This window comes from Novosphingobium profundi (assembly GCF_020524485.1).
In the GTDB taxonomy this organism is placed as follows: domain Bacteria; phylum Pseudomonadota; class Alphaproteobacteria; order Sphingomonadales; family Sphingomonadaceae; genus Novosphingobium; species Novosphingobium profundi_A.
Window position 1 is genome coordinate 503,145 of sequence record NZ_JAIVLF010000001.1, and the last position, 22,655, is coordinate 525,799.

Genomic DNA, 22,655 nt, shown 5'->3' on the forward strand with positions numbered 1-22,655 from the left:
CCGAATTTCAAAAGGATACCCTAGCCCGGTCGCGGTCGCGCGCAAATGACGAAGGCTGTGAGAATTCGCCTTGCCGCGATTGCGCGCAAGGGGTCAGGCGGCCACCGCCATGTTGTCGATGAGGCGCGTGGTGCCCAGCCGTGCGGCCACGAGCAGGCGCATGGGGGCGGCAATGGGGGCCTCGAGCGGGGCAAGGCTGACCGCATCGCACAGCAGGGCGTAGTCGATGGGGCCGAAACCGCCCGCAGCGAGGTCGTCCCTGAGCGTGGCGAGCGCGCTTCCCGGAACTTCTCCCCCCTCGATCCGTGCAATGGCGGCCTTCATGGCTGTGGGAAGGGTGGCGGCTCGGGCGCGCTCGTCGGCGGAGAGGTAGGCGTTGCGCGAGGACATTGCGAGCCCGTCCGCCTCGCGCACGATGGGAACGCCGTGGATCGCGGTGACGTGGGGGCGGGTGAAGTCCAGGTCGCGGGCCATGCGGCGGATGACGGCCAATTGCTGCCAGTCCTTCTCGCCGAAGAAGGCCATGTCTGGCCTGACCTGGTTGAAGAGCTTGGCAACGACAGTGGCCACGCCGTCAAAATGGCCCGGCCGTGCCGCGCCGCACAGCCCTTCGCTCACACCCGTAACGCTGATCGAGGTGGCAAAGCCGTCTGGGTACATGGCCGAGACCTGCGGCGCCCAGAGGAGGTCCACGCCTTCCTTTTCCAGCAGCTGTGCATCGCGTTCGAGGACGCGCGGATAGGCATCCAGATCCTCGTTTGCGCCGAATTGCAGCGGGTTGACGAAGATCGAGACAGCCACCGCATCGGCGCGGCGCCGGGCTTCGCGCACCAGTGTCAGATGCCCTTCATGGAGCGCGCCCATGGTCGGGACCAGCGCCAGCGTGCCCTTCGCGCGCAATTGGGCGGTGGCACTGCGCAGTGGATCAAGGGCGTGCACGGTTTGCATTGGCAAGGACTGCTCCGATAGGATACCGCCAACCCGAGGCGGCCTCGTGACCACGCCCATAGCGGTACAGGTCATGGGGCGGCAATGGGTTGAAAACAGGGGAAGGTGCAAAGGCGGTCTTGGCCGCCCGGCGCCAGCAGAAAGAGCGAAATCAGGATCCGTGACAGCGCATCGTATCGTCTTCGCAAACGAAAAGGGTGGGACGGGCAAGTCCACCACCGCCGTTCATGTGGCCATCGCGCTTGCCTACCAGGGGGCCAAGGTCGCCGCGATCGATCTCGATCCGCGCCAGCGCACCTTGTACCGCTACCTCGAAAACCGGGTCGAGACCGAGCAGAGGCGCGGTATCGCGCTGCCGGGCGCGCGTTTCTCGGTCTATGATGGCGAGGACTTCAACGAGCTTGACGACCTCGCCGAGCAGATCGCGGAAGGCTACGACTTCCTGATCTTCGACACGCCGGGCCGCGACGACGCCTTCGCGCGTCATGTGGCCTCGACCGCGGACACCCTGGTCACCCCCCTCAACGACAGCTTCATCGACTTCGACCTCATCGGCCAGGTCGAGACCGAGACCTTCAAGGTGAAGAAGCTCTCGTTCTACGCCGAGGTGATCTGGGAGGCGCGCAAGAAGCGCGGGGTCAAGTCGATCGAGCAGGGTGCGCGCGAGCTTGACTGGGTGGTCGTGCGCAACCGCATGCAGCATGTCGAGGCGCGCAACATGCGCCGCATGGACGGCGCCTTGCAGGAACTGGCGCGCCGCGTGGGCTTCCGCATCTCGGGCGGCCTGTCCGAGCGTGTGATCTTCCGTGAGCTGTTCCCCTCGGGCCTGACACTGCTCGACAAGGGCCACCTGGGTGAACTGGGCACCAGCCATCTGGTTGCCCGTCAGGAGCTGCGCGGTCTGGTCAAGGGCCTGAACCTACCCCGTCCGGGCCGCACCGAGGCGCCCGCAGCGATGGCTCCCGGCCGATGAAGTTCCTCTGGATCATCGTCCTGGCCGCGATTGCCTGGCGCATGATTCTCGGGCGCTGGCCCTGGCAGACGCTGGGGATCAGCCATTGGCCCGACAGCCCGCCCAAGCGGCGCACGTTCGCGCAGCGGCAGGCTCAGGAACTGCTGGGCCTGAAGGACGGGGCCAGCCGCAAGCAGATCCTGGAGGCGCATCGCCGTCACGTTGTCCTGGTCCACCCTGATCGCGGTGGCTCGAGCGAAGAGGTTCACGCCGCCAATGCCGCGCGCGACACGTTGCTGGCCGCGCTCGGCGACACGGGGGCGGAGGACACGGAGCGCTGACCATGGCGCCTACCCCTGGGCCGCTCCACCCGCGCGGGGGGCATGTCTTCGACACCTCGCTCCTGCGCGCTTACGACGTGCGCGGTATATATGGCGCGACCTTGTTCGAGGCCGATGCCTACGCTCTCGGGCGCAGTGTCGGCTCTGTCATGCGACGTGGATCTCTTGTCGAGACCCCGAAGGTGGTCGTCGGCCGGGATGGCCGTCTCAGTTCACCGCAACTCGAGCAGGCTCTTGTCGAGGGCCTTTGCGAGAGCGGCATCGCCGTCATCCGGATCGGGCTTGCCCCCAGTCCGATGCTCTACTTTGCGGAAGCCTCACTGGAAGATGTGGAAGGCGGCATTGAGGTAACTGGCAGCCACAATCCCGCCGATCACAATGGCTTCAAGATAGTACTTGGCGGACGCCCCTTCTTCGGAGCGGACCTTGCACAGCTGGGCGGCATGGCTGCGTGCGCGGATTGGATCGACGGGGTGGGCGTCGTGGAAGAGCGTGATATCGCGCCGGACTACATCGCCGCGCTGCTTGGCGGGCTCGGCCAGGCGGACCCGGATGCGCTCTCTCGCCTGCGGGTCGCGTGGGATGTAGGCAACGGCGCTGCTGGCCCCATCGTTGAACGTCTGTGTCGGCAGTTGCCCGGAACCCACCATGTCCTGCACTCCTGTGTCGATGGACGGTTTCCCAATCACCATCCCGATCCCACTCTCCCGGAAAACCTGACAGACCTTCAGGCGCTCGTCGCGGCGAAGAGCCTCGATTTCGGAGTTGCTTTTGATGGCGATGCGGACCGGATCGGCGTGGTCGACGGACAGGGTCGCATTGTCTGGGGGGACCAGTTGCTGGCGCTTCTGGCGCGCGACATTTTGGCGCAGAATCCTGGAAAAAGCGGCGATATACGGCCTTCGGTCGTGGGGGATGTGAAGATGTCCGCGAGCACCTTCGCACAGATCGAGGCTGCTGGCGGTGGGCCGGTCATGGCGCCATCCGGCCATTCGCACATCAAGTCCACAATGAAGGAGACGGGGGCCATTCTGGGGGGTGAGATGAGCGGCCACCTGTTCTTTGCCGACCGTTACTTCGGGTTCGACGATGGCATCTACGCGGCCGTACGGATGATGGCGCTGGTGGCGCAGGGCGGGCGCTCGGTCGCCGATCTGCTTGACAGCCTGCCACGCACGTTCGCGACGCCCGAGCTGCGCTTTGCCGTGCCGCCTGCGCGCCGCACGGCCGTGGTGGCCGAAGTGGGCCAACGTCTGGCGCAGGAGGGACACGACCCGGTGACGCTTGATGGTCTGCGTCTGGATGGACCCGATGGCTGGTGGCTGCTGCGCGCGTCCAACACGCAGGATATGCTGACCGCACGCGCGGAAAGCACCTCCGAAGAGGGATTGGCACGCCTTGTCGCGCAGATCGATGCGCAACTGGCGCTGTCGGGTATCGTCCGGCCGCGCGAAGCCTGAAGACGGTGCGGGGAACCGGCCCGCGACGCAGGGATTGCACGAGATGTCAGGCGGCGGAGTAGGAAAGAGGATGGCCGAGCAGGCAATACCCCCGGAGATCGCGGCGTGGTTCGAAGGCCGCGATTGGCGCGTGCGGCGCCACCAGGCCCAGATGCTCGAGGCCGCCGATGCCGGACACCACGCCCTGCTCGTCGCCGATACGGGTGCGGGCAAGACGCTCGCAGGTTTTCTGCCCACGCTTTGCGACTTCACGCCGTCACGGCTGAACGGGAATGCGCCGCCCGAAGGGCTGCACACGCTGTACATCTCGCCACTCAAGGCGCTTGCGCATGACGTTCAGCGCAACCTGATCGCCCCGATCGAGGACATGGAGCTGCCGATCCGCGTCGAGACACGCAGCGGGGATACGCCGTCGGATCGCAAGGCCCGCCAGCGCGCCCGGCCCCCGCATGTGCTGCTGACGACGCCCGAATCGCTCTCGTTGCTGCTGAGCTATCCCGAAGCGGCGGAGATGTTTGCCAGCCTGCGCCGGGTTGTGATCGACGAGGTCCATGCCTTCGCGGCGGGCAAGCGCGGCGATCTGCTGGCGCTTTCGCTGGCACGGCTCCAGGCGCTGGCGCCGGGGCTGCAGCGTGCGGCGCTTTCCGCGACGCTGGCCGAACCCGACGCCTATCGGGGCTGGCTCGCGCCCTGGGGTGACCTCGATTCGGTCGCGCTTGTCGAAGGCGAAGCGGGGGCGGCTCCACTCGTCGAGATCCTGGTGCCCGAGGACGCGCGCATCCCCTGGAGCGGGCATGCGGCCACCTGGGCGATCCCGCAGCTCATGGAGCGGATCGCCGCGCATCGCACGACGCTGATCTTCACCAATACCCGCTTCCTTGCCGAGTATATCTTCCAGGAGCTGTGGAGCGCGAACGAGGACACGCTGCCCATCGGCATCCACCATGGCTCGCTGTCCAAGGAGGCGCGGCGCAAGGTGGAAGGGGCCATGGCGCGGGGCGAACTGCGCGCGCTGGTCTGCACCGCCAGTCTCGATCTCGGCATCGACTGGGGCGATATCGACCTTGTCGTGCAGATGGGTGCACCTAAGGGTTCCTCGCGGCTTCTGCAGCGGATTGGGCGCGCGAACCACCGGCTTGACAGTCCCAGCAAGGCGCTGCTGGTGCCGGGAAACCGCTTCGAATTTCTCGAGGCCTTTGCGGCCCAGGAGGCGGTGCGCGCGGGGCAGCGTGATGGCGAGGGTTTCCGGCCGGGCGGGCTCGATGTGCTGGCCCAGCATGTCATGGGCCGGGCCTGCGCGGGGCCGTTCACCGAGGCCGAAGTGCTCGACGAAGTGCGCTCCAGCGCGGCCTATGCCTGGGTGGACGCGGCCGTCCTGCAGCGCGTGCTCGAATTTGTGGCGACCGGGGGCTACGCGCTGCGGGCCTACGACCGCTTCCGGCGCATTGTGCAGGACCGCGATGGGCTCTGGCGCCTCACCCACCCCGAGCATGCCGCGCGCCATCGCCTGAATGCGGGCATTATCGTCGATTCCGAGATGCTTGAGGTGCGCTTTCGCAACGGGCGCTCTCTGGGCAAAGTCGAGGAAGGTTTCGGGGCGAGCCTGGAGCCGGGCGATACCTTCCGCTTTGCCGGGCTCGATCTTGAGGTCGAATCGCTCAAGGACCTCGATCTCATTGTGCGCGCGGCGAAACGCTCGGCGACGATCCCCAGTTACATGGGCCAGCGCATGCCGATCTCGACGCATTTGGCCGGACGTGTCCAGGCGATGTTGGCCGATCGTGCAGGGTGGGCTCGCTTTCCCGATGATGTGCGCGAATGGTTGGAGGTGCAGGACTGGCGTTCGCACCTGCCTGCGCCCGGGCGGCTCCTGGTCGAGAGCTTTCCGCACCGTGATCTGGCCTACACCGCGTTCTATACTTTCGAGGGCTGGAACGCGAACCAGTCGTTGGGGATGCTGATTACCCGGCGCATGGAGGACAGGGGGCTTGGGCCGCTGGGTTTCGTGGCGACCGACTATACGCTGATTGTGTGGAGCCTGAAGGCGGTGGCAGAGCCCGCCGCGCTGCTTTCACCCGACATCCTGACTCATGAATTCGTCGACTGGGTGCAGCAGAGCTACCTTCTGCGTCGGGCCTTTCGGGAGGTGGCGGTCATCTCCGGCCTGGTCGAGCGCCAGCAGCCGGGAAAGCGCAAGTCGGGACGGCAGGTCACGTTCTCCACCGACCTCATCTACGACGTGCTCTCGAAGTACGAGCCCGATCACGTGTTGATCGAGGCGGCCTGGGCCGATGCGCGCGCGCGTCTGACGGACGTGGCGCGGGTGGGGGACCTGCTGGAACGTGCGGCGCGGGAAATCGACCATGTCCATCTGGAGCGAATCAGCCCGCTGGCGGTGCCGGCGCTGTCCATGATCGGACGCGAGAACCTGCCCACGGGAGCCGCCGAGGACGATCTCCTGTTCGAGGCGGAGACGCTGGCGGGGCTTGCCATGCAGGTGGAGCCAGCCGCAGACGATCCCGAGATACTGTGAGCGCGCTGTATCGGGTGCAGACATGAAAAAGGGGCGGATCGCTCCGCCCCTTGATCTGTGCTCGCAAGAGCTCGGTATCGTGTCAGCTTACTTGCTGAATTCGGCGAACTGTTCGTTGCCGACGAAACCGAACTTCGAGACGTTCGATCCCTTGATGATCTGCAGCACGTTGGCCGACAGCTCGTAGCTGGCGTTCGGCTCGGGCTGGAACTGAAGTTCCGGCTCGACTTCGTACTGAAGCGACTGCTGAAGCAGGTTCAAGAGGCCGGGGCCGTCCACCGGGGTGCCGTTCCACAGGATCTCGTCGTTCACGGTAAGAACGACCTTGTTGCGGATCGGATCGACCGGCGGCGGATCATTCGGCGTCTGCGAATTGACCGGCAGGTCGATGTTGATCGCGTGGGTCGCGACCGGGATGGACATGATGAACATGATGAGGAGGCAGAGCATGACGTCGATGAGCGGCGTCGTGTTCATCTCCATCATCGGCGCGCCGTCTTCCTTGCCGCCTGACATAGCCATGAGGGTGTTCTCCTGTTCTTGCCGGGGGCTTAGTTCGGGTCGATCGGGTTGGTGATGAAGCCAACCGTCGGGTAGCCCGAAATCTGCACGTTGTAGATCGTGCCGGCCACGCAGCGCCACGGGGCTTCCACGTCGCCGCGGATGTGCACCTGGGGCACCAGGTCCGGGTTCGACATGAGGGCCTCGGGGCCGCCCGCACGCTTGACGATGCCGTCAAGGCGCTTGAAGGCGCGGTCACGAAGTTCCTCGGCCGAGACCGGGGTGATGTTGTTGAAGTAAACGCGGCACTCACCGTTGCGCGATGCGCCTTCGTAGCCCGGTTCACCTGCACTGCGGCCGCCGTCATCGGTCGTCGACACGGTCAGGAGAAGGTTTTCGACCTTGTCCTTCGATTCGACGGCCTCGATCACCGGGATACGCAGCTTTTCGATCGTCTGGATCGCGACCGGAACCGCGATCAGGAAGATGATCAGAAGCACCAGCATGACGTCGACGAGCGGCGTCGTGTTGATGTCGGACATCGGTGTCTCAGCACCGCCTCCGCCCGAAGATATCGCCATAGTCTTATCCTAATCCTTGCGTTGCCTTGGGGAAGGCGACGATCAGCGCATGCATAGTACTGCCGCCGCCTTTGGGTCCCCGGAGGTTGCGGGACCGGCGAGGCCGGTCCCGGAAGCCCGGACTGATTACGACTTGGCCGGAGCCGGCTTGGCCGGAGCAGCCGCCGGCTTCTTGGCAGCCGAAGCGGTCGAGGTGATCGGCTTAACGGCACCCTTCGAGGTGATGTAGGCAAGGACGTCGCTCGAGAAGCCGGTCAGCAGCTCGGCGATGCGCTTGTTGCGAGCCTGGAGGTAGTTGTAGGCAAGCACGGCCGGAACGGCGACGAGCAGGCCGAGTGCGGTCATGATGAGAGCTTCACCGACCGGGCCGGCGACCTTGTCGATCGAGGCCGAACCGGCGAGACCGATGGCGATCAGGGCGCGGTAGATGCCGACAACGGTACCGAACAGACCGATGAACGGAGCGGTTGCACCGACGGTGGCGAGGAACGGAAGACCACCGGCGAGGCGGGCGTTGATCGACGCTTCCGAGCGGGCGAGCGAAGCGTGCAGCCAGTCGTGGGCTTCGAGTTCGTCGGTCATCTTGGCGTGCTGCTCTTCAGCAACGATGCCGTCGTCGACGAGCTGGCGCCATGCGCTGTTCTTCTCGAGCTTGGTGGCGCCGTCCTTGATGGTCGGGGCCTTCCAGAACGAGCCGCCAACGGCCTTGTACTGGCGGAAGATCTTCGACTGCTCGAACCACTTGGTGAACAGGATGTAGAACGAACCGAACGACATGATGCCGAGGATCACGACGGTGGCGTAGGCGATGAAACCGCCCTGTTCGAGGGCTTCGGCAAAGCCGAACTTGTTCTGCGGCGCGGCTTCGCCGGCGGCGGCAAGGATATCAACGATAAGCATGCGAATTACCTCTCAAGAAGAATGCAGGATTATAGGGCCGTCTCACGCAGAGGGCGGGGCCCTGTATCAATGGGCTTAGTTGAGCTGGTAGACGATCGTGGTCGAGTAGCTGCTCGAGATCGGGTTGCCGGCGGCATTGAGAGCCGGCTCGAAGCGTGCGTAACGCTCCATGCCCTCGCAAGCTGCCTCGTCCAGATCCGGGCTACCGCTCGAACTGGTGACCTGGCAGCTGCCGGCGCGACCTTCGGTCGTCACCGTCACGCGAACACCCACGCGACCTTCACGACCCTCACGCGCGGCGCGGCTCGGGTAGTTGCGCTGGATCTGCGAGGCCCAGCGACCCGCGTTCTTCGTCGAGGCACCACGTGCCTTCGAAGGAGCCGGGGGAGCAGGCGGTGCCGGCGGTGCCGGCGGCGCAGCCGTGGTGATCACGGCGGGCGGTGCAGGCGGCGCGGTGATCACGGTCTGAACCGGCGGCGGAGCCGGCGCGATGTTGATCGGCGGCGGCGGCGCCACGATGGGCGGCGGCGGCGTATCCGGCTGCGGTTCGGGAGGCGGCGGCGGGGGCTCTTCCTCCTTCGGGGGTTCTTCCTTGATATCCACGGTGGTCACTTTGCTGATGACCTTCTTAGTTGCCTCATAGGCAAGGCCCGAGATCAGCGCATAGCCGATGAACACATGGATCAAGGCGACGATGACAATAGTGGTAAGTTTACTACCACTCATTTGCTGGTCAGCGTAAGCCATTCAGACGCATCACTCCATTACCAAGCCCCGGTCATGCACGAAAAAGCACATGTCCAAGGGCGCCGATGGCCCTCGCTGCACGCGAAGCCCATGACGAAATTCGAAATTACCCACCCTGACGGCTGACAGTCCACCTCGCGATTGTCACGCAACAGCAAGGCTTACCGCGGAGCATGTTTGTTTTATCGCCCCGTTTTGCAGTTTTCTTAGCGTTGAAGGTGCCCCTGCGCAACGCCCAATCGCAGAGCGTGGGGTTAACCTCCAATTAAGCTGCATTACCCGCATGGTGCATCGTGAGATGGATTGCCGCAAGGCTTTTCACGTCTCATAAGATTGCGATTTTGTTACGGAGTCTGATTTCATGCCTGCTGTGCGACGCCCTTTTACGATGGGTCTGGCCGCTTTGAGTTTCGTTTTTCAGGCTGGGCCCGCACTTGCGGCTAACCCGCAGTCTCCGGGCGCGGACGTGACCTTTGCGGACCTCGCCGATCTGGCCGATTCGGCCCCCATGGTGATCGAGGCACAGGTGACCCGGATGACCCGTCTCGGGGCCGAAAGGGCGCCGGGTCTGGCTCCGGGAATCGGACGATTCTATGTCGAGGCGGACACCCGCGCCTTGCTCATCGGCAATTCGCCGATTGGCGAATCGTTGCGCTATCTTGTCGACATGCCCCTCGATTCCCGCGGCAAGGGTGAGGACCTGAAGGACCAGATGGTCATTCTCTTTGCACGCGCGGTGCCCGGGCGTTCGGGCGAGGTCCAGCTGATCGAGCCGGATTCCCAGCTCCTGTTCACGCCGGCGCTCGACGCGAAGCTGCGTGGCCTGCTGCGTGAGACGGTTGCACCCGATGCGCCAGGGGAGATCACCGGCGTGCGCGAACTTCTTTATGTGCCGGGGACGCTGGCCGGGCAGGGGGAGACCCAGATCTTCTTGAATACCAAGGACGGTTCGGCCGCCTCGATCACGGTGCGCCATGAACCGGGCAAGCCGGTTGCCTGGGGCGCCTCGTTCTCCGAACTGGTGGCCGATGTGACCCATCCGCCCGCACCCGAGACGCTGGAATGGTATCGCCTGGCCTGCGCGCTGCCGGAGTATCCGCCGCAGGGGGCCAATATCTCGCAGGGGTATGACGCCAAGCGGCAGGCGCAGGATGATTACCGTGCGGTGCGCCGCCAGCTCGGGCCGTGCACGCGCAACCGCTCATGATGCTGGGCTCCTTGGCCGCGAGCGAAGGTCGGTCTGCGGGCAAAGGGCAGGGCACGTGCGCAAGGTGCTGGAAAATCGCGTGCAGCTGTCCTAGGGCCCGGGGCCGAAAGGGGACCCGATGACTGAACCGCTGAAGATCGCACTTGCAGGCCTTGGAACCGTGGGGACGGGCGTTGTCCGTCTGATCGAGACGAATGCGCAGCTGATTGCCCGCCGCGCCCGGCGCCCGGTGCAGATTACCGCCGTCAGCGCGCGTGACCGCACCAAGGATCGCGGCGTGGACCTCTCTGCCTACGCCTGGGTGGACGATCCGGCCGAGCTGGCGACGCGCGATGATGTCGATGTCGTGGTGGAAATGGTCGGCGGCTCGGATGGTCCGGCGCTCGCCATTGCGCGCACCGCGCTGGCCCATGGCAAGAGCCTCGTTACCGCGAACAAGGCAATGCTCGCCCATCATGGCCTGGAACTTGCCGAAACCGCCGAGAAGGCGGGCGCCGCGCTCAAGTTCGAGGCGGCGGTTGCGGGCGGTATTCCGGTCGTCAATGGGTTGATCGACGGCGCGGCGGCCAATGCGGTCGAGCGCGTCTACGGCATCCTCAACGGCACCTGCAATTACATCCTCTCCACCATGGAGGACACAGGCGCCGACTTCGGGGACGTGCTCGCCGATGCGCAGCGCCTGGGCTACGCCGAGGCCGATCCGACCTTCGACGTCGAGGGCATCGATGCCGCGCACAAGCTCTCGCTGCTTGCGTCCATCGCGTTTGGTGCGCGTCTCGATTTCGATGCGGTCGAGTGCGTGGGCATCAGCCAGGTCAAGGCGGCCGACATCGCGCAGGCCCAGGACCTGGGTTATGTCATCCGCCTGATCGGCATGAGCGAGGTCGACACCGCAGAAGGTTCCCCGCGCCTGTTCCAGCGCGTGCGGCCCTTCCTCGTCCCGACCGGCCACCCGCTGGCCAATGTCGATGGGCCGACCAACGCGATCGTCGCCGAGGGCAACTTCGTCGGCCGCCTCCTGTTCCAGGGGGCGGGCGCAGGCGATGGGCCGACCGCGAGCGCGGTCGTGGCCGACATCATCGATATTGCGCGCGGTGAGAAGGGCCCGGCCTTCGCGATGCCCGTGGCCGAACTGGAAGTGATGGAGCCGGCAGCCTCGGGCCACCGCGTCTCGAGCTTCTACATCCGCTTCACCGTGCCCGACCGTCCGGGCGTTCTGGCCGAGATTACCGCGGCCATGCGCGATGCGGGCGTCTCGATCGAGAGCATGATCCAGAAGGGCGATCCCGACCAGGACGGCGAGGTCATCCTCGCCATCGTCACCCACCCGGGCCCCGAATCGGGCGTCGTGGAAGCGGTGCGCATCCTCGATGGGTCGGCCAGCCTGATCGCGCCGCCGCTGGTGATGCAGATCCTGGGCAGCTGATCGGCGCCGGGTCTTCGCGGCCCGGCCCCATGCGGGGCTTCGAAAAAGGGGGGGCGTGCCATGTCCATGGCGCGCCCCCTTTTGCGTGTCGTGCCAGTTGGGGCGGGACGCCGGCCCTAGTTTACCCGCAGGCGCCCTTTGGCGATCTTGTCCGCGTCCGAGCCCTCGGGCGCTTCGGGGATGGCGGAAAGGTCGATGATGAGCGGCTGCTCGGGCGGGCAGGGGCCAACCACGCACATGCCGCTCGCCGTCGCCTTGCCCTTGAAGATACCGCCGCCTGCGACGTCGGGCGCACGCAGGCGACCATCGTCAGTTCCGGCAGCGCCGGTGGGATCGTCCTCGGCGGTGGAGGGGATGCGGAACTCCTCCTCGTCGGGGGCGCACACGATGATCTCGCCCTGGCGGATCGTGCGCAGGCACGCCCGGCGGGAGCGGTCGCGGGTGACCCGTCCGCCATTGCCCAGCATCTTTTCCGCAATTGCGCGGTCCGCGTCGGAAACCTCGGAATCGGCGGGATTATCCCCTTCCTGGCCGAGCGCCGAGGTCGGGACGAGCGCGGCAAGCGCCAAAAGCACAGTTCGTCTTCTCGACAACTCAGGTTCCTCTGTTTAAGGCAGGCAAACCTTTCCTCCACGGATTAATCCGGAGTGAACATGTCTGAACATACCCCTGCCAGTAAAGTCCTCGATCGCGTCCTCGTCCTTGAAATGGTGCGTGTGACCGAAGCCGCGGCAATATCCGCGTCGAAGCTCGTTGGGCGCGGCGATGAAAAGGCGGCCGATGCGGCGGCCGTCGAAGCCATGCGCAAGGCTTTCGACGAACTCTACATGGACGGCACGGTCGTTATCGGTGAGGGCGAGCGCGATGAGGCGCCGATGCTCTTCATCGGTGAAAAGGTCGGCGGCGCTCCGGGCAAGGGGCCCAGGATCGACATTGCGCTCGATCCGCTCGAAGGCACCACCATCACCGCCAAGGCCGGTCCCAACGCGCTTGCTGTTCTGGCGGCGGCCGAAGAAGGTGGCCTGCTCAACGCGCCTGACGTCTACATGGACAAGATCGCGGTGGGTCCGGGCTATCCCAAGGACGTGATCAGCCTCGAGAAGAGCGCGACCGAGAACGTCAAGGCGGTTGCTGCGGCCAAGGGCGTGGAGCCGGGCGACATCATCGTGTGCGTGCTCGACCGTCCGCGCCATGCCGACCTCATCGAAGAGCTGCGCGGTCTTGGTTGCGGCGTGGTGCTGATCGGCGATGGCGACGTGGCCGGGGTCATCGCGACCACCGACGAGAACACCAACATCGACATCTACATGGGTTCGGGCGGCGCGCCCGAGGGTGTGCTGGCAGCGGCGGCCCTGCGCTGCGTGGGCGGCCAGTTCAACGGACGCCTCCTGTTCCGCAACGATGACGAACGTTCGCGCGCCCGCAAGTGGGGCATCGAGGACCTCAACCGCATCTACAAGCTGGAAGACCTCGCCAAGGGCGATTGCATCTTCGCGGCGACGGGTGTGACCGATGGCTCGCTGCTCGATGGCGTCAAGCACTTCAAGAACGGCAAGCTGACCACCGAGAGCGTGGTCATGCGCGCCAGCTCGGGCACGGTGCGCTGGATCAAGGGCGAACACGCGATCTGAGCGCAGCGTTCTGACAGCTAACGAAAAAGGCCGGTTCCACGCAGGTGGATCCGGCCTTTTTGCGGAAAGGGGAACGCCGCGCGCAGCGGTTTGCGACGCGCAAAAAAGCGGGGTGTCTCTATTGCATTTGGGTGACGGGTCACTAAGGGCGGGCGCGTTCTGGCCTCACGAGTGGCATTTTTCGGGGATTCGCAATGAAGATCATGTCGGGTAACAGCAACCTTCCGCTGGCGCGTGCGGTTGCCGCCTATCTGGAGCTGCCGCTGACCGATGCCAGCGTGCGTCGTTTCGCGGACGAGGAAATCTTCGTCGAGATCCACGAGAACGTGCGCGGCGAAGACGTCTTCGTCGTCCAGCCGACCAGCTACCCGGCCAACGACAACCTGATGGAACTGCTGATCTGCATCGACGCGCTGCGCCGTGCCTCGGCGCGCCGCATCACCGCGGTGGTTCCCTACTTCGGCTACGCCCGCCAGGACCGTAAGCCCGGCCCGCGCACGCCGATCTCGGCCAAGCTGGTCGCCAACCTGATGACCGAAGCCGGCGCCGACCGCGTCCTCTCGGTCGATCTGCACGCTGGCCAGATCCAGGGCTTCTTCGACATCCCCACCGACAACCTGTTCGCAGCCCCCGTGATGGCAGCCGACATCCAGGCCCGCTACGGCGACCAGTCGCTGATGGTGGTCTCGCCGGACGTGGGCGGCGTGGTGCGTGCCCGTGCGCTCGCCAAGCGTCTCGACAACGCGCCGCTCGCCATCGTCGACAAGCGCCGTGACCGTCCGGGCCAGTCGGAAGTCATGAACATCATCGGCGATGTCCAGGGCCGCGCCTGCATTCTCATCGACGACATCATCGATTCGGGCGGCACCCTGTGCAACGCGGCGCAGGCGCTGATGGACCAGGGCGCGGCGAGCGTCACGGCCTACATCACCCACGGCGTGCTTTCGGGCGCCGCCGTCTCACGCGTGAACAACTCGGCGCTCAAGGAACTGGTCATCACCGACTCGATCCAGGCGACCGAAGCCGCGCAGGCTTCAGACCGTATCCGTATCCTCACCATCGCCCCGCTGCTGGGCGAGGCGATCCGCCGCATCGCGGACGAGAGCTCGGTCTCGAGCCTGTTCGACTGATCGATCTGGTCAGAAGGCCCTCAGGCGGGGGCCTTCTGCCAGGGGCGTGCATCGCCCGGCGCGATCCGCTTGAGGTCTTCGAGGCGGCGTGCCTGGCGGGCCTCGAGCGAGAGCGTCAGCAGCGGCTGCGCCGTCGCGGCGAACTGGCCCGGCGAGACCCCGAAGAGATCCGCAAACTCGTGGATCAGGTGACTTTCATCGTAATAGCGCAGCATGATCGCTTCGGCTTCGGAGCGATCGCCCACCCCGCGCAGGTGGCTCGCCATGTCGAGCGCGCGTGCGCGTCGTAGGACCTGCTTGGGCGGTAGCCCGTAGTCGCGCAGGATCACCCGTTCCAGTCGCCGCCGATCCACCCCGCAGTCGCGCGCGGCCTGCGCCACGGTCATGGATGGCGTGCGGTAGGCCAGCTGTTCGAACTGGACCGAGATGGGGTCGGGCAGGTTGCCGCCGGTTTCCTCCACCCGTTCGCGAAACAGGTCTTCCAGGGCTCGCGCCCAGTCCTCGGGCGTCCCCTCGGGCGCGAAGCGGGCAAGAAGTTCATCTTCGGGAAGGCCAAGGTCGCCGGTGCGCACCAGCCGGTCGATGATACCCGGCAGCGGGACGCCTTTCAGTGCGGTGGAAGCGCCGGGGCGGATGGCAACGCCAATGCTGGTGAAGCTCCCGGTGACGCGGACCGGCATCGGACGGGTCTGCGGGCCAAACAGGCAGGCGGAGCGCGCCGACTCTTCCCAGCCATTCGCGGTCTTCGCGCCCCAGTGCCCGGCAAGCTGCAAGCGCAGGCACGCGATGTCGTTGAACTGGCTGCATTGGAGCGTGTAGCCCTCGGGAAGATCGACCTTGCTGATGTAGATCCGGCCGATCCAGGGGGCGAGATCGCGCGAGGGCGCGCGATTGTAGGACAGGGGTTGTCCGGCAGGTGTGGTCCCGAACTCGGGAACGATGAGGGGATTGAAGGCGGGAGCCTTTTTCTGCATCAATTCCAACCCTTGTAATCCGCTCCCTTGCTTTGGGCCTAGTGGGTGATTTGCGAAGCGACAAGCGCCAATCGCGCAGGGGCGGTTGCACCATGGTCTTGACCTTGCAGGAATGCTGGGAGAACAGGGCGCCATGACGATCGAACAGGACCTCGCCCTCGCCCTGCGCCTTGCCGATGCGGCCGGCGAGGCTATTCGCCCCTATTTCCGTGCCGCCAATCTCGACACCGAGAAGAAGGGCGATGCCTCGCCCGTGACCGTGGCGGACCGCGCGGCCGAAGAAGCCATGCGTGAAATCCTGCGGGCCGAAGCTCCCGAGGACGGCATCACCGGTGAGGAATTCGGGACCGAGAAGGGCACTTCGCGGCGCGAATGGGTGCTCGATCCCATCGATGGCACGGTTTCCTTCGTGGTGGGCCGTCCGATCTTCGGCACGCTGATTGCGCTGCTCGTCGATGGCTGGCCGGTGCTGGGTGTGATCGACCAGCCGATCCTGGGCGAGCGCTGGGTGGGCGCGAGCGGACGCGCCACCACCTTCAACGGAAAGCCCATCGAAACGCGCCGCTGCCGCGAACTGTCGGATGCGGTGCTGGCAACGACGGGCCCGCACTACTTCGACAACCACCAGGGCGAGCACTTCATGGCGCTCGCGGCCAAGACCGACCACAAGCGCATGGTCATGGGCGGGGATTGCTACAACTACGGCCTGCTCGCCTCGGGCCATATCGACCTTGTCTGCGAGGCGGGCCTCAAGCTCTACGACTGGGCTGCGCTGGTGCCCATCGTCGAGGGGGCAGGCGGCATGATGTGCGACTGGAACGGGGACCCCCTGCACGCGGCCTCGGAAGGGCACGTGCTGGCGCTCGGCGATCCGGCGCGCATGGAGGACGTGGTCGAGGCGATGGTCTGCAACCATTGAGCGGACGCTGCCCAGCGGCACGCAAGGGTACGCAGGGGTGAACGCGCCGCGCCGCTTCTTTTTCTACGGTACATTGCTGGCGGGTATGGAGACCGCGCTCACGCGCCGGATCCATGCCCACCTTCGGGCGCTGGGGCCCGCGCAGGTGGGCGGGCGCCTTGTCGCGATCCCCGATCCTGACGGGTGGTATCCCGCGCTTCTGCCCGGTCCGGGGCGCGTTGCAGGGATGCTCTATGCGGCCCGGCCCTCCTTCTCACTCGCGACCCTAGGAGAACTCGACGCCTACGAGGGCTGTTGTTCGCGGGCGCTTGGGGGCAGCGAGTACCGGCGCGCGGCGATCGGCGCGCGGTTGGACGATGGTCGGTGCCGGGCTGCGCAAGCCTATCTCTATGCACGTGCGCTGCCGCGCGGGAGCCGGGCACTGCCTGGCGGGGATTTCGCGCGCTGGCTGGAGGAAACGGGAGCCTCGCCGTTTCGGCAGGCGTGATGCCACTGCGCACTTGTATTCACAGGGTAAGCCTCCATACCGGCGCGCAGGATGAGGATCGGGGGACGAATCGCAGCTGCGGCCTGGGCCGCCTTCGTGGCGTTGCCGGCATGGGCGGCCTGTAGCGCCCCGGCTGCCGAGCCTGCGCCGCAAACGCCCCTGGAAGAAGCGTTCGCACGCGCCCTGGCGCGCGACAGGTACGCCGATAGCGCAAGGCAGGCGGACGAATGGCGCGCGCTCCTCGCAAGGGCGGAGCGAACAGGCGGGGTGGGGGCGCGCTGGCAGGTGCGCGGCCAGACCCGCCTGGCTTGGTCGCTGGACTATTCCGACCAGGCGGAGGCCGCGCTCGAGGTGGGGGAGCGGACGCTCGCGCGGATCGCGCAGGCGGGCCTGACGGGCACTGCGCTCGAAGCCGAGGCGCAGACCGTGATGGCAACGATCCTGACCGACACGAAACAGATCGCGCGGGCGGAGGCCAGCGCCCGCCGAGCACTTGCGCTGGCCGAGGCGACGTCGGGGGGGCAATCGGCCGCAGCGAGCTTTGCACACAATGGCCTTGGTACTGTCGCCTATGCGCAGGGGCGCTACAGCGAGGCGGAGCACGAATACGGGATTGCGGCCGACCTTGCCGCGCGCTGCCAGGATCCGGCCGATCCGGCGGTGGTGAACCAGATGGCCTCGCATGCGGGCACCCTGTTCATGGTCGGCCAGCTTGAAGGCGCGCTTTCAGAGGCGAAGCGGGCGGCCAACCATGCCGCCGCGCACTTGCCCGAGGACAGTCCGCTACAGACCCTGGCGCTGGGCAACCTCGGCGCAATCCTCCTGACCACGGGGCGCTATGCCGAGGCGCAGAAGGCGCTCGCGCGGGTTGTCGAACTGGAAGGGACCTACCAGGCCGAAAGCTGGCACTACCGGGCGATCTCGCTTTCGAATTACGCAGGCGTGCTGCGGCGTCTGGGGCGCTTGGAAGAGGCCGAGGCGCTGTGGCTGCAGGCGGCGCGGTTCCACGAAAAGGCCAGTATCGGGCGGGACCCGGCGAGCCCGTCCTTCCCTTTGCGCAATGCCGCCGATGCCGCGCAGGAGCGCGGAGACCTCGCGGTGGCCCGCGCGCGCCGCGATGCCGCCGTGGCTATCGTCGACACGGCCTTACCCGAGGATGATCCCGAACGCGCCCGCACCCACATGGAGCGCGCGCTGACCCGTCTGGCGCAGGGCGATGCGCACGCGGCCCTGGCCGAGGCCGCACCGGCCATGGCCGTCCTGCGGCGCCGTTTCGAGGCGGACGATGTACGCCGCATGCCCCTCGAGATCGGCGAGGCGCGCATCCTGGCCGCGCTGGGACGGGAGGAGGAGGCCTGGGCTCTTGCGCAGGGTGTCGCGCAGCGGCTCGAGACCCGGCTTCTCGACGCGACTGCCAGCCGCGGCGATCTGGTTCGTTTCGCGCCGACCTTTGCGCCAGGCTTTGCCGTCGCGGCGGACCTGGCCTTGCGCACGGGGCGCGAGGAGGCCGCGTTCCGCTACCTTCAGCTTGCCAACATGTCCGACATTGTGGTGGTGACGCGCGAAGTGGCTGCGCGCGCCGCGGCGGTGGACGCGCAGACGGCCGAGTTGTTGCGCAGCTTTCAGGATCGCCTGCATCGACGCCGCGCGCTCGAGCGGGAGAACAGCTTTGCGCTTTCGGCCGGGGAAGGGCCGCGTGCCGCGCGCCTTGCCGCCGAGATTGCCGCAAACGACACCGAGATCGCCGCATTGGGAAAGCGGCTTGAACGCGAGGTGCCGAGCTTGCGCACGCTTGGACGTCCCGAGCCGGTCGCCCTTGCCGATTACCGGGCGGGTCTTGCCCCGGGCGAGGCGCTTGTCGCGCCGCTGCTGCTGGAAGACCACGTCGTGACGATCCTGGTCACGCGCGAGAGGCTTGCCTGGGGCCAGTCGGCCCAGCCTCGCAGCGCGGTCCGCGGGCAGCTGCGCACCTTGCGCGCATCGCTCGATCCGGCCTCGCCGCGGGCCATCGCGGGGGAGCCGCCTGTCTTTGCCTACGAGGCCGCACATGGCCTCTACCAGGCGCTTTTTCCGGAAGATCTGGCCGAGGTCCTCGTGGATCATCGCGACCTCGTCTATTTCGCGGGCGGTGATCTGGCGGGGCTGCCTCCGGCGCTGCTCGTACGCGATGATGCCGGGTTGAATGGAGCCAGAGTCGATCCGGCGCAGGTTGACTGGCTGGTGCGCGGGCACAGTGTTCGCATCGCACCTTCGCTCCTGACGGATAAGAGGGCTTGGCGGTCCGAGGCAGGAAGGCGGCGTTTTCTGGGCGTGGGGGCGCCCGTGAGTGGCCCCGTCGGCTCGGCAGGCGTGGACCTCTCGGACCTGGCGCCGTTGCCTGGCGCGGAGCGCGAACTGGAGGCGCTGGCCAGCGTGTTCGGACAGGACCGTGCCACGCTGCTGGTCGGCGAGGAAGCCCGGGAAGAGGCTCTCGCGGCCCTGCCGCTGGAGGACTTCGATATCCTGGCCTTTGCCGTTCACGGATTGGCGGGTGGGACGCGGGTCGGGCTTGAAGAGCCTGCGCTTGTCCTCGCGCCGGGCCGGGGAGAGGGGGCGGCCGCGGACGGCCTGTTGGTGGCCTCGGAGGTCATGCGGCTGCGTCTCGATGCCGACTGGGTCATCCTCTCGGCCTGCGATACGGCGAGCGGCGGGGCCCCGGGCGCGCCGATCTTTGCAGGGCTCGCGGCCGCCTTCCTGCACGCAGGGGCGCACTCGCTGCTTGTCTCGCACTGGCCCGTGCGCGATGACGTCGCCGCGCAGCTGGTGGTCCGGGCTGTCGAGGAGCATGCCAGGGGGCGCGATGCGGCGCGCGCACTCCAGCGCGCGCAGCTTGAACTCATTGCAGGGCGCGGGCCTGATGGCGCGGCGCAGCCCGGGAATTGGGCGGCGATGGTTCTGGTCGGCCACTGAGGGGCTTGCCTTCTGTGCCGCTGGCCGGTAATGGGCCGCCCTTCAATCGACACGGTTGAGTCTTTCACAAAGAGATTCGCGGGTCGGCCTGGCGACAAGGGCTGCCAGGGTCGACCGAACGTGTCCCTGTAAAGGAGACGAAAATGCCCAAGTTGAAGACGAAGAGCGGCGTCAAGAAGCGCTTCAAGCTCACCGCCACCGGCAAGGTGAAGCACGGCGTTGCCGGCAAGCGCCACCGCCTGATCAGCCACAACGGCAAGTACATCCGCCAGAATCGCGGCACCGAGGTCATTTCCGACGCCGATGCCAAGACGATCAAGAAGTGGGCGCCCTACGGGCTCAACTGAGGAGTACTGACCAATGAGCCGTATCAAGCGTGGTGTTACCACCCGTGCCAAGCACAAGCGTATTCTGGATCAGGCCAAGGGTTACCGCGGCCGTCGCAAGAACACGATCCGCGTTGCCCGTCAGGCCGTCGAAAAGGCTGGCCAGTACGCGTACCGTGACCGCAAGGTCAAGAAGCGCAATTTCCGCGCCCTGTGGATCCAGCGCATCAACGCAGCTGTCCGCAACGAAGGTCTGACCTACTCGCAGTTCATGCACGGCGCCAAGCTCGCCGGCATCGAGCTCGACCGCAAGACCATGGCCGACCTCGCCATGAACGAGGGTGCGGTGTTCTCGACCGTGATCGCGCAGGCCAAGGCCGCGCTTCCGGCGTAAGCATCGGATCGGATACGGGGCGGCTCTTCGGGGCCTCCCGTGGACGAAGCGCAAGGGCGCGGGCAGCAATGTCCGCGCCCTTTCCTTTGGGGGTATACTTACCCTCCTTTTAACCCTTGTAACTTTTACTTAACCGCCAGAACTTTCTCGGCTATGGGTCGTGCATGACGGCTCGCTGTAAAGTTACGGCTAATTACTTGGATGTGGCTCCGGAACTGCATCGCTACTTTGCGAGCGTCTTCCTGATCGAGATCGACGTGTCCGATGGCGGCATGGTCGAGGACTTCATGTTCCCGGACTGGGCGACCATGCGTTTCAATGCGCAAGGGGTTGTGGGAGGCAGCACTCGTTCGGGGGAGGCTCTGCCCGGTTCGCGTTTCGTGGTGTCCGGCGCGCGTTCGCAGGAAGCCTATGTGCGGACCGGCAGCGTGCGGCAGTGGGGCGTGCTGATCCATCCGCTGGGCTGGGCGCTGCTCGTGGGCAAGCCTGCGCGCGATTATGCCAACCGCCTTGTCGACGGCATGGCCGATCCGGCCTTCGAACGTTTCCGCCCCCTGGCCGACACGCTCGCATCGGGTGCGCTCGATGCGAAGGGTGAATTGTGCCAGATTACCGAATTCTTTATGGGGCTGGAGCCGATCGACGACCCGGCCGCAAGCACCATAGCGGCGGCCTACGAGGCGATCCGGGATCCTGAGGTCAGCAGCGTGGAGGACCTTGCCGAACGGGCGGGTGTCACGCGCCGCACGTTGGAGCGATTGTGCCAGCGCGCCTTCGGTTTTCCACCCAAGCTCCTGCTGCGCCGCCAGCGCTTCCTGCGCAGTCTTGCGCATTTTGCAGCCGACCCTTCGCTAAAGTGGATCGAGGCGCTCGATCCGGGCTACTGCGATCAGGCTCAGTTCGTGCGCGACTTTCGCGAGTTCATGGGCATGACGCCCTCCGAATACAGCCATCGTTCCAAGCCTTTCGTCGATGCCGTACTGAAAGAGCGGGCGCGCTACATGGTCGAGCAAGTCGGCCCGCGCGGCGGCACGCGTTCGCTGGTCGCCTGATCGGCGGGCGCTCCATCGTTGCGCTTCGCCGGAGAGGCTCCTAAAGGACCCCGCTCAGGACATTGACCAAAGAACAGGCAGAACTCGACGTGGACTACGCAGCAACAGGCCAGGACGCCCTTTCGCGCATCGAAGGGGCCGGGGATCTCGATACGCTGGAAGCCCTGCGCGTCGAGTTCCTGGGCAAGCAGGGCTCGATCTCGGGCCTGCTCAAGACTCTGGGTAAGATGACCCCGGACGAGCGCAAGGAAGAGGGCCCCAAGATCCACGCCCTGCGCGAGAGTGTGACGGGCGCCATCGCCGCACGCAAGGACGCGCTCGAGAGCGCCGCGCTCGAAGCGCGCCTCGCTGCCGAGACGATCGACCTCTCGCTCCCCGCGCCCGAAACGCCGCGTGGGTCCGTCCACCCGATCTCGCAGGTCATGGACGAGCTGGCCGAAGTCTTCGCGGACCTGGGCTTCGCCGTCGCGACCGGCCCCGAGATCGAAGACGACTGGCACAACTTCACTGCGCTCAACATGCCCGAGACGCACCCCGCGCGCGCGATGCACGACACCTTCTACTTTCCCGACCGGGACGAGAAGGGCCGCGAGATGCTGCTGCGCACGCACACCTCGCCCGTGCAGATCCGCTCGATGATCGAAAAGGGCGCGCCGATCCGCATCATTGCGCCGGGCCGCGTCTACCGCTCGGACAGCGACGCAACGCACACGCCGATGTTCCACCAGGTCGAAGGCCTCGTCATCGACAAGGGCATTCACCTTGGCCATCTCAAGTGGACGCTGGAGACCTTCCTCAAGGCCTACTTCGAGCGCGACGACATCGTCCTGCGCCTGCGCCCCAGCTACTTCCCCTTCACCGAGCCTTCGGTGGAAGTGGACGTGGGCTACAGCCAGGAGAACGGGCGCCGCGTGGTTGGCGGTTCGGGCGATGCGCCGGGCCATGCCTGGATGGAAGTGCTCGGCTCGGGCATGGTCAACCGCCGCGTCATCGAAGCGGCCGGGCTCGACCCCGACGAATGGCAGGGCTTTGCCTTTGGCACCGGCGTCGACCGCCTCGCCATGCTGAAATACGGCATGGATGACCTGCGCGCCTTCTTCGACGGCGATGTGCGCTGGCTTTCGCATTACGGTTTTTCCGCCATGGACGTGCCGACCCTCTCGGGTGGCGTCGGCACCCCGGCCTGAGCGGAAAAAG

Annotated in this window: 22 protein-coding genes; 15 read left to right on the top strand and 7 right to left on the bottom strand. The window is 66.2% G+C overall.

What is annotated here, in order from left to right:
• Positions 1-93 precede the first annotated feature (93 nt).
• On the bottom strand, positions 94-948 hold the full coding sequence (gene panC, locus LC060_RS02080; RefSeq protein WP_226632283.1) for a pantoate--beta-alanine ligase: 855 nt from the start codon (positions 946-948) through the stop codon (positions 94-96).
• A 160-nt stretch (positions 949-1,108) separates the two neighbouring features.
• On the opposite strand from panC, the gene LC060_RS02085 reads away from it, so the two are divergent.
• The 4 genes from LC060_RS02085 (at position 1,109) to LC060_RS02100 (ending at position 6,234) form a co-directional block, all read left to right on the top strand.
• Entirely contained in the window at positions 1,109-1,921 is an 813-nt protein-coding gene (locus LC060_RS02085; protein WP_226632285.1) for a division plane positioning ATPase MipZ, read from the top strand.
• Positions 1,918-2,241, top strand: coding sequence for a J domain-containing protein (locus tag LC060_RS02090; RefSeq protein ID WP_226632292.1), 324 nt, complete (start codon positions 1,918-1,920; stop codon positions 2,239-2,241). Before LC060_RS02085 ends, LC060_RS02090 begins: the two co-directional genes overlap by 4 nt.
• 2 nt (positions 2,242-2,243) lie before the next feature.
• The gene (gene pgmG / locus LC060_RS02095) at positions 2,244-3,701 is read left to right on the top strand and encodes a phosphoglucomutase/phosphomannomutase PgmG (RefSeq protein WP_226632294.1); all 1,458 of its coding nucleotides are present in this window, start codon (positions 2,244-2,246) and stop codon (positions 3,699-3,701) included.
• Positions 3,702-3,771: 70 nt separating this feature from the next.
• The gene (locus LC060_RS02100) at positions 3,772-6,234 is read left to right on the top strand and encodes a ligase-associated DNA damage response DEXH box helicase (RefSeq protein ID WP_226632295.1); all 2,463 of its coding nucleotides are present in this window, start codon (positions 3,772-3,774) and stop codon (positions 6,232-6,234) included.
• 87 nt (positions 6,235-6,321) lie between these two features.
• Here LC060_RS02100 and LC060_RS02105 read toward each other — a convergent pair whose 3' ends face one another.
• From LC060_RS02105 to LC060_RS02120, 4 genes are all read right to left on the bottom strand, one after another.
• A complete protein-coding gene (locus LC060_RS02105; protein ID WP_226632297.1) occupies positions 6,322-6,756 on the bottom strand; it encodes an ExbD/TolR family protein in 435 nt (144 codons plus the stop codon).
• Positions 6,757-6,785: 29 nt separating this feature from the next.
• The gene (locus LC060_RS02110; protein ID WP_213500612.1) at positions 6,786-7,316 is read right to left on the bottom strand and encodes an ExbD/TolR family protein; all 531 of its coding nucleotides are present in this window, start codon (positions 7,314-7,316) and stop codon (positions 6,786-6,788) included.
• A gap of 126 nt (positions 7,317-7,442) precedes the next feature.
• A complete protein-coding gene (locus LC060_RS02115) occupies positions 7,443-8,216 on the bottom strand; it encodes a MotA/TolQ/ExbB proton channel family protein (protein ID WP_039389137.1) in 774 nt (257 codons plus the stop codon).
• Positions 8,217-8,291: 75 nt separating this feature from the next.
• The gene (locus LC060_RS02120) at positions 8,292-8,963 is read right to left on the bottom strand and encodes an energy transducer TonB (protein ID WP_226632298.1); all 672 of its coding nucleotides are present in this window, start codon (positions 8,961-8,963) and stop codon (positions 8,292-8,294) included.
• A 403-nt stretch (positions 8,964-9,366) separates the two neighbouring features.
• Between LC060_RS02120 and LC060_RS02125 the strand changes: the two genes are divergently transcribed.
• Positions 9,367-10,170, top strand: a complete 804-nt coding sequence (locus LC060_RS02125) for a hypothetical protein (protein WP_226632300.1) — start codon at positions 9,367-9,369, stop codon at positions 10,168-10,170.
• Between the two features lie 118 nt (positions 10,171-10,288).
• A complete protein-coding gene (locus LC060_RS02130; protein WP_226632301.1) occupies positions 10,289-11,596 on the top strand; it encodes a homoserine dehydrogenase in 1,308 nt (435 codons plus the stop codon).
• Positions 11,597-11,712: 116 nt separating this feature from the next.
• On the opposite strand, the gene LC060_RS02135 is transcribed toward LC060_RS02130, so the two are convergent.
• Complete coding sequence (locus LC060_RS02135) at positions 11,713-12,171, bottom strand: hypothetical protein (RefSeq protein WP_226632303.1); 459 nt, start codon at positions 12,169-12,171, stop codon at positions 11,713-11,715.
• 78 nt (positions 12,172-12,249) lie between these two features.
• Between LC060_RS02135 and glpX the strand changes: the two genes are divergently transcribed.
• Positions 12,250-13,227, top strand: a complete 978-nt coding sequence (gene glpX, locus LC060_RS02140; RefSeq protein WP_226632304.1) for a class II fructose-bisphosphatase — start codon at positions 12,250-12,252, stop codon at positions 13,225-13,227.
• 194 nt (positions 13,228-13,421) lie between these two features.
• Positions 13,422-14,357 (top strand): ribose-phosphate pyrophosphokinase, encoded by a 936-nt coding sequence (locus LC060_RS02145; RefSeq protein ID WP_039389128.1) that lies wholly within the window; start codon positions 13,422-13,424, stop codon positions 14,355-14,357.
• Positions 14,358-14,377: 20 nt separating this feature from the next.
• Here LC060_RS02145 and LC060_RS02150 read toward each other — a convergent pair whose 3' ends face one another.
• Positions 14,378-15,331, bottom strand: coding sequence for an AraC family transcriptional regulator (locus LC060_RS02150; protein WP_319005396.1), 954 nt, complete (start codon positions 15,329-15,331; stop codon positions 14,378-14,380).
• A gap of 133 nt (positions 15,332-15,464) precedes the next feature.
• Here LC060_RS02150 and hisN point away from each other — a divergent pair, with 133 nt between their 5' ends.
• The 7 genes from hisN to pheS all read left to right on the top strand — a co-directional run bounded on the left by hisN (position 15,465) and on the right by pheS (position 22,645).
• A complete protein-coding gene (gene hisN / locus LC060_RS02155) occupies positions 15,465-16,250 on the top strand; it encodes a histidinol-phosphatase (protein WP_039389124.1) in 786 nt (261 codons plus the stop codon).
• 37 nt (positions 16,251-16,287) lie between these two features.
• On the top strand, positions 16,288-16,737 hold the full coding sequence (locus LC060_RS02160) for a gamma-glutamylcyclotransferase family protein (RefSeq protein WP_226632308.1): 450 nt from the start codon (positions 16,288-16,290) through the stop codon (positions 16,735-16,737).
• 285 nt (positions 16,738-17,022) lie between these two features.
• The gene (locus LC060_RS02165; protein ID WP_226632309.1) at positions 17,023-19,686 is read left to right on the top strand and encodes a CHAT domain-containing protein; all 2,664 of its coding nucleotides are present in this window, start codon (positions 17,023-17,025) and stop codon (positions 19,684-19,686) included.
• A 143-nt stretch (positions 19,687-19,829) separates the two neighbouring features.
• Positions 19,830-20,033 carry a 50S ribosomal protein L35 gene (gene rpmI, locus LC060_RS02170; protein ID WP_007012839.1) on the top strand — a complete coding sequence of 68 codons (204 nt, stop codon included), beginning with the start codon at positions 19,830-19,832 and terminating at the stop codon, positions 20,031-20,033.
• Between the two features lie 13 nt (positions 20,034-20,046).
• Positions 20,047-20,406, top strand: a complete 360-nt coding sequence (rplT, locus tag LC060_RS02175; protein ID WP_039389117.1) for a 50S ribosomal protein L20 — start codon at positions 20,047-20,049, stop codon at positions 20,404-20,406.
• A 203-nt stretch (positions 20,407-20,609) separates the two neighbouring features.
• Positions 20,610-21,458, top strand: a complete 849-nt coding sequence (locus LC060_RS02180; protein ID WP_226633581.1) for a helix-turn-helix domain-containing protein — start codon at positions 20,610-20,612, stop codon at positions 21,456-21,458.
• 89 nt (positions 21,459-21,547) lie between these two features.
• On the top strand, positions 21,548-22,645 hold the full coding sequence (gene pheS / locus LC060_RS02185; RefSeq protein ID WP_226633582.1) for a phenylalanine--tRNA ligase subunit alpha: 1,098 nt from the start codon (positions 21,548-21,550) through the stop codon (positions 22,643-22,645).
• Positions 22,646-22,655 lie beyond the last annotated feature (10 nt).

Bases quoted from the DNA above. Each gene is read 5' to 3' on its own strand.
- glpX (WP_226632304.1), top strand. From the start codon at position 12,250: ATGTCTGAACATACCCCTGCCAGTAAAGTCCTCGATCGCGTCCTCGTC.
- LC060_RS02090 (WP_226632292.1), top strand. From the start codon at position 1,918: ATGAAGTTCCTCTGGATCATCGTCCTGGCCGCGATTGCCTGGCGCATG.
- LC060_RS02130 (WP_226632301.1), top strand. From the start codon at position 10,289: ATGACTGAACCGCTGAAGATCGCACTTGCAGGCCTTGGAACCGTGGGG.
- LC060_RS02110 (WP_213500612.1), bottom strand. From the start codon at position 7,316: ATGGCGATATCTTCGGGCGGAGGCGGTGCTGAGACACCGATGTCCGAC.
- pgmG (WP_226632294.1), top strand. From the start codon at position 2,244: ATGGCGCCTACCCCTGGGCCGCTCCACCCGCGCGGGGGGCATGTCTTC.
- hisN (WP_039389124.1), top strand. From the start codon at position 15,465: ATGACGATCGAACAGGACCTCGCCCTCGCCCTGCGCCTTGCCGATGCG.
- panC (WP_226632283.1), bottom strand. From the start codon at position 948: ATGCAAACCGTGCACGCCCTTGATCCACTGCGCAGTGCCACCGCCCAA.
- LC060_RS02145 (WP_039389128.1), top strand. From the start codon at position 13,422: ATGAAGATCATGTCGGGTAACAGCAACCTTCCGCTGGCGCGTGCGGTT.
- LC060_RS02115 (WP_039389137.1), bottom strand. From the start codon at position 8,216: ATGCTTATCGTTGATATCCTTGCCGCCGCCGGCGAAGCCGCGCCGCAG.
- LC060_RS02100 (WP_226632295.1), top strand. From the start codon at position 3,772: ATGGCCGAGCAGGCAATACCCCCGGAGATCGCGGCGTGGTTCGAAGGC.
- rpmI (WP_007012839.1), top strand. From the start codon at position 19,830: ATGCCCAAGTTGAAGACGAAGAGCGGCGTCAAGAAGCGCTTCAAGCTC.
- LC060_RS02150 (WP_319005396.1), bottom strand. From the start codon at position 15,331: ATGCAGAAAAAGGCTCCCGCCTTCAATCCCCTCATCGTTCCCGAGTTC.
- rplT (WP_039389117.1), top strand. From the start codon at position 20,047: ATGAGCCGTATCAAGCGTGGTGTTACCACCCGTGCCAAGCACAAGCGT.
- LC060_RS02120 (WP_226632298.1), bottom strand. From the start codon at position 8,963: ATGGCTTACGCTGACCAGCAAATGAGTGGTAGTAAACTTACCACTATT.
- LC060_RS02105 (WP_226632297.1), bottom strand. From the start codon at position 6,756: ATGGCTATGTCAGGCGGCAAGGAAGACGGCGCGCCGATGATGGAGATG.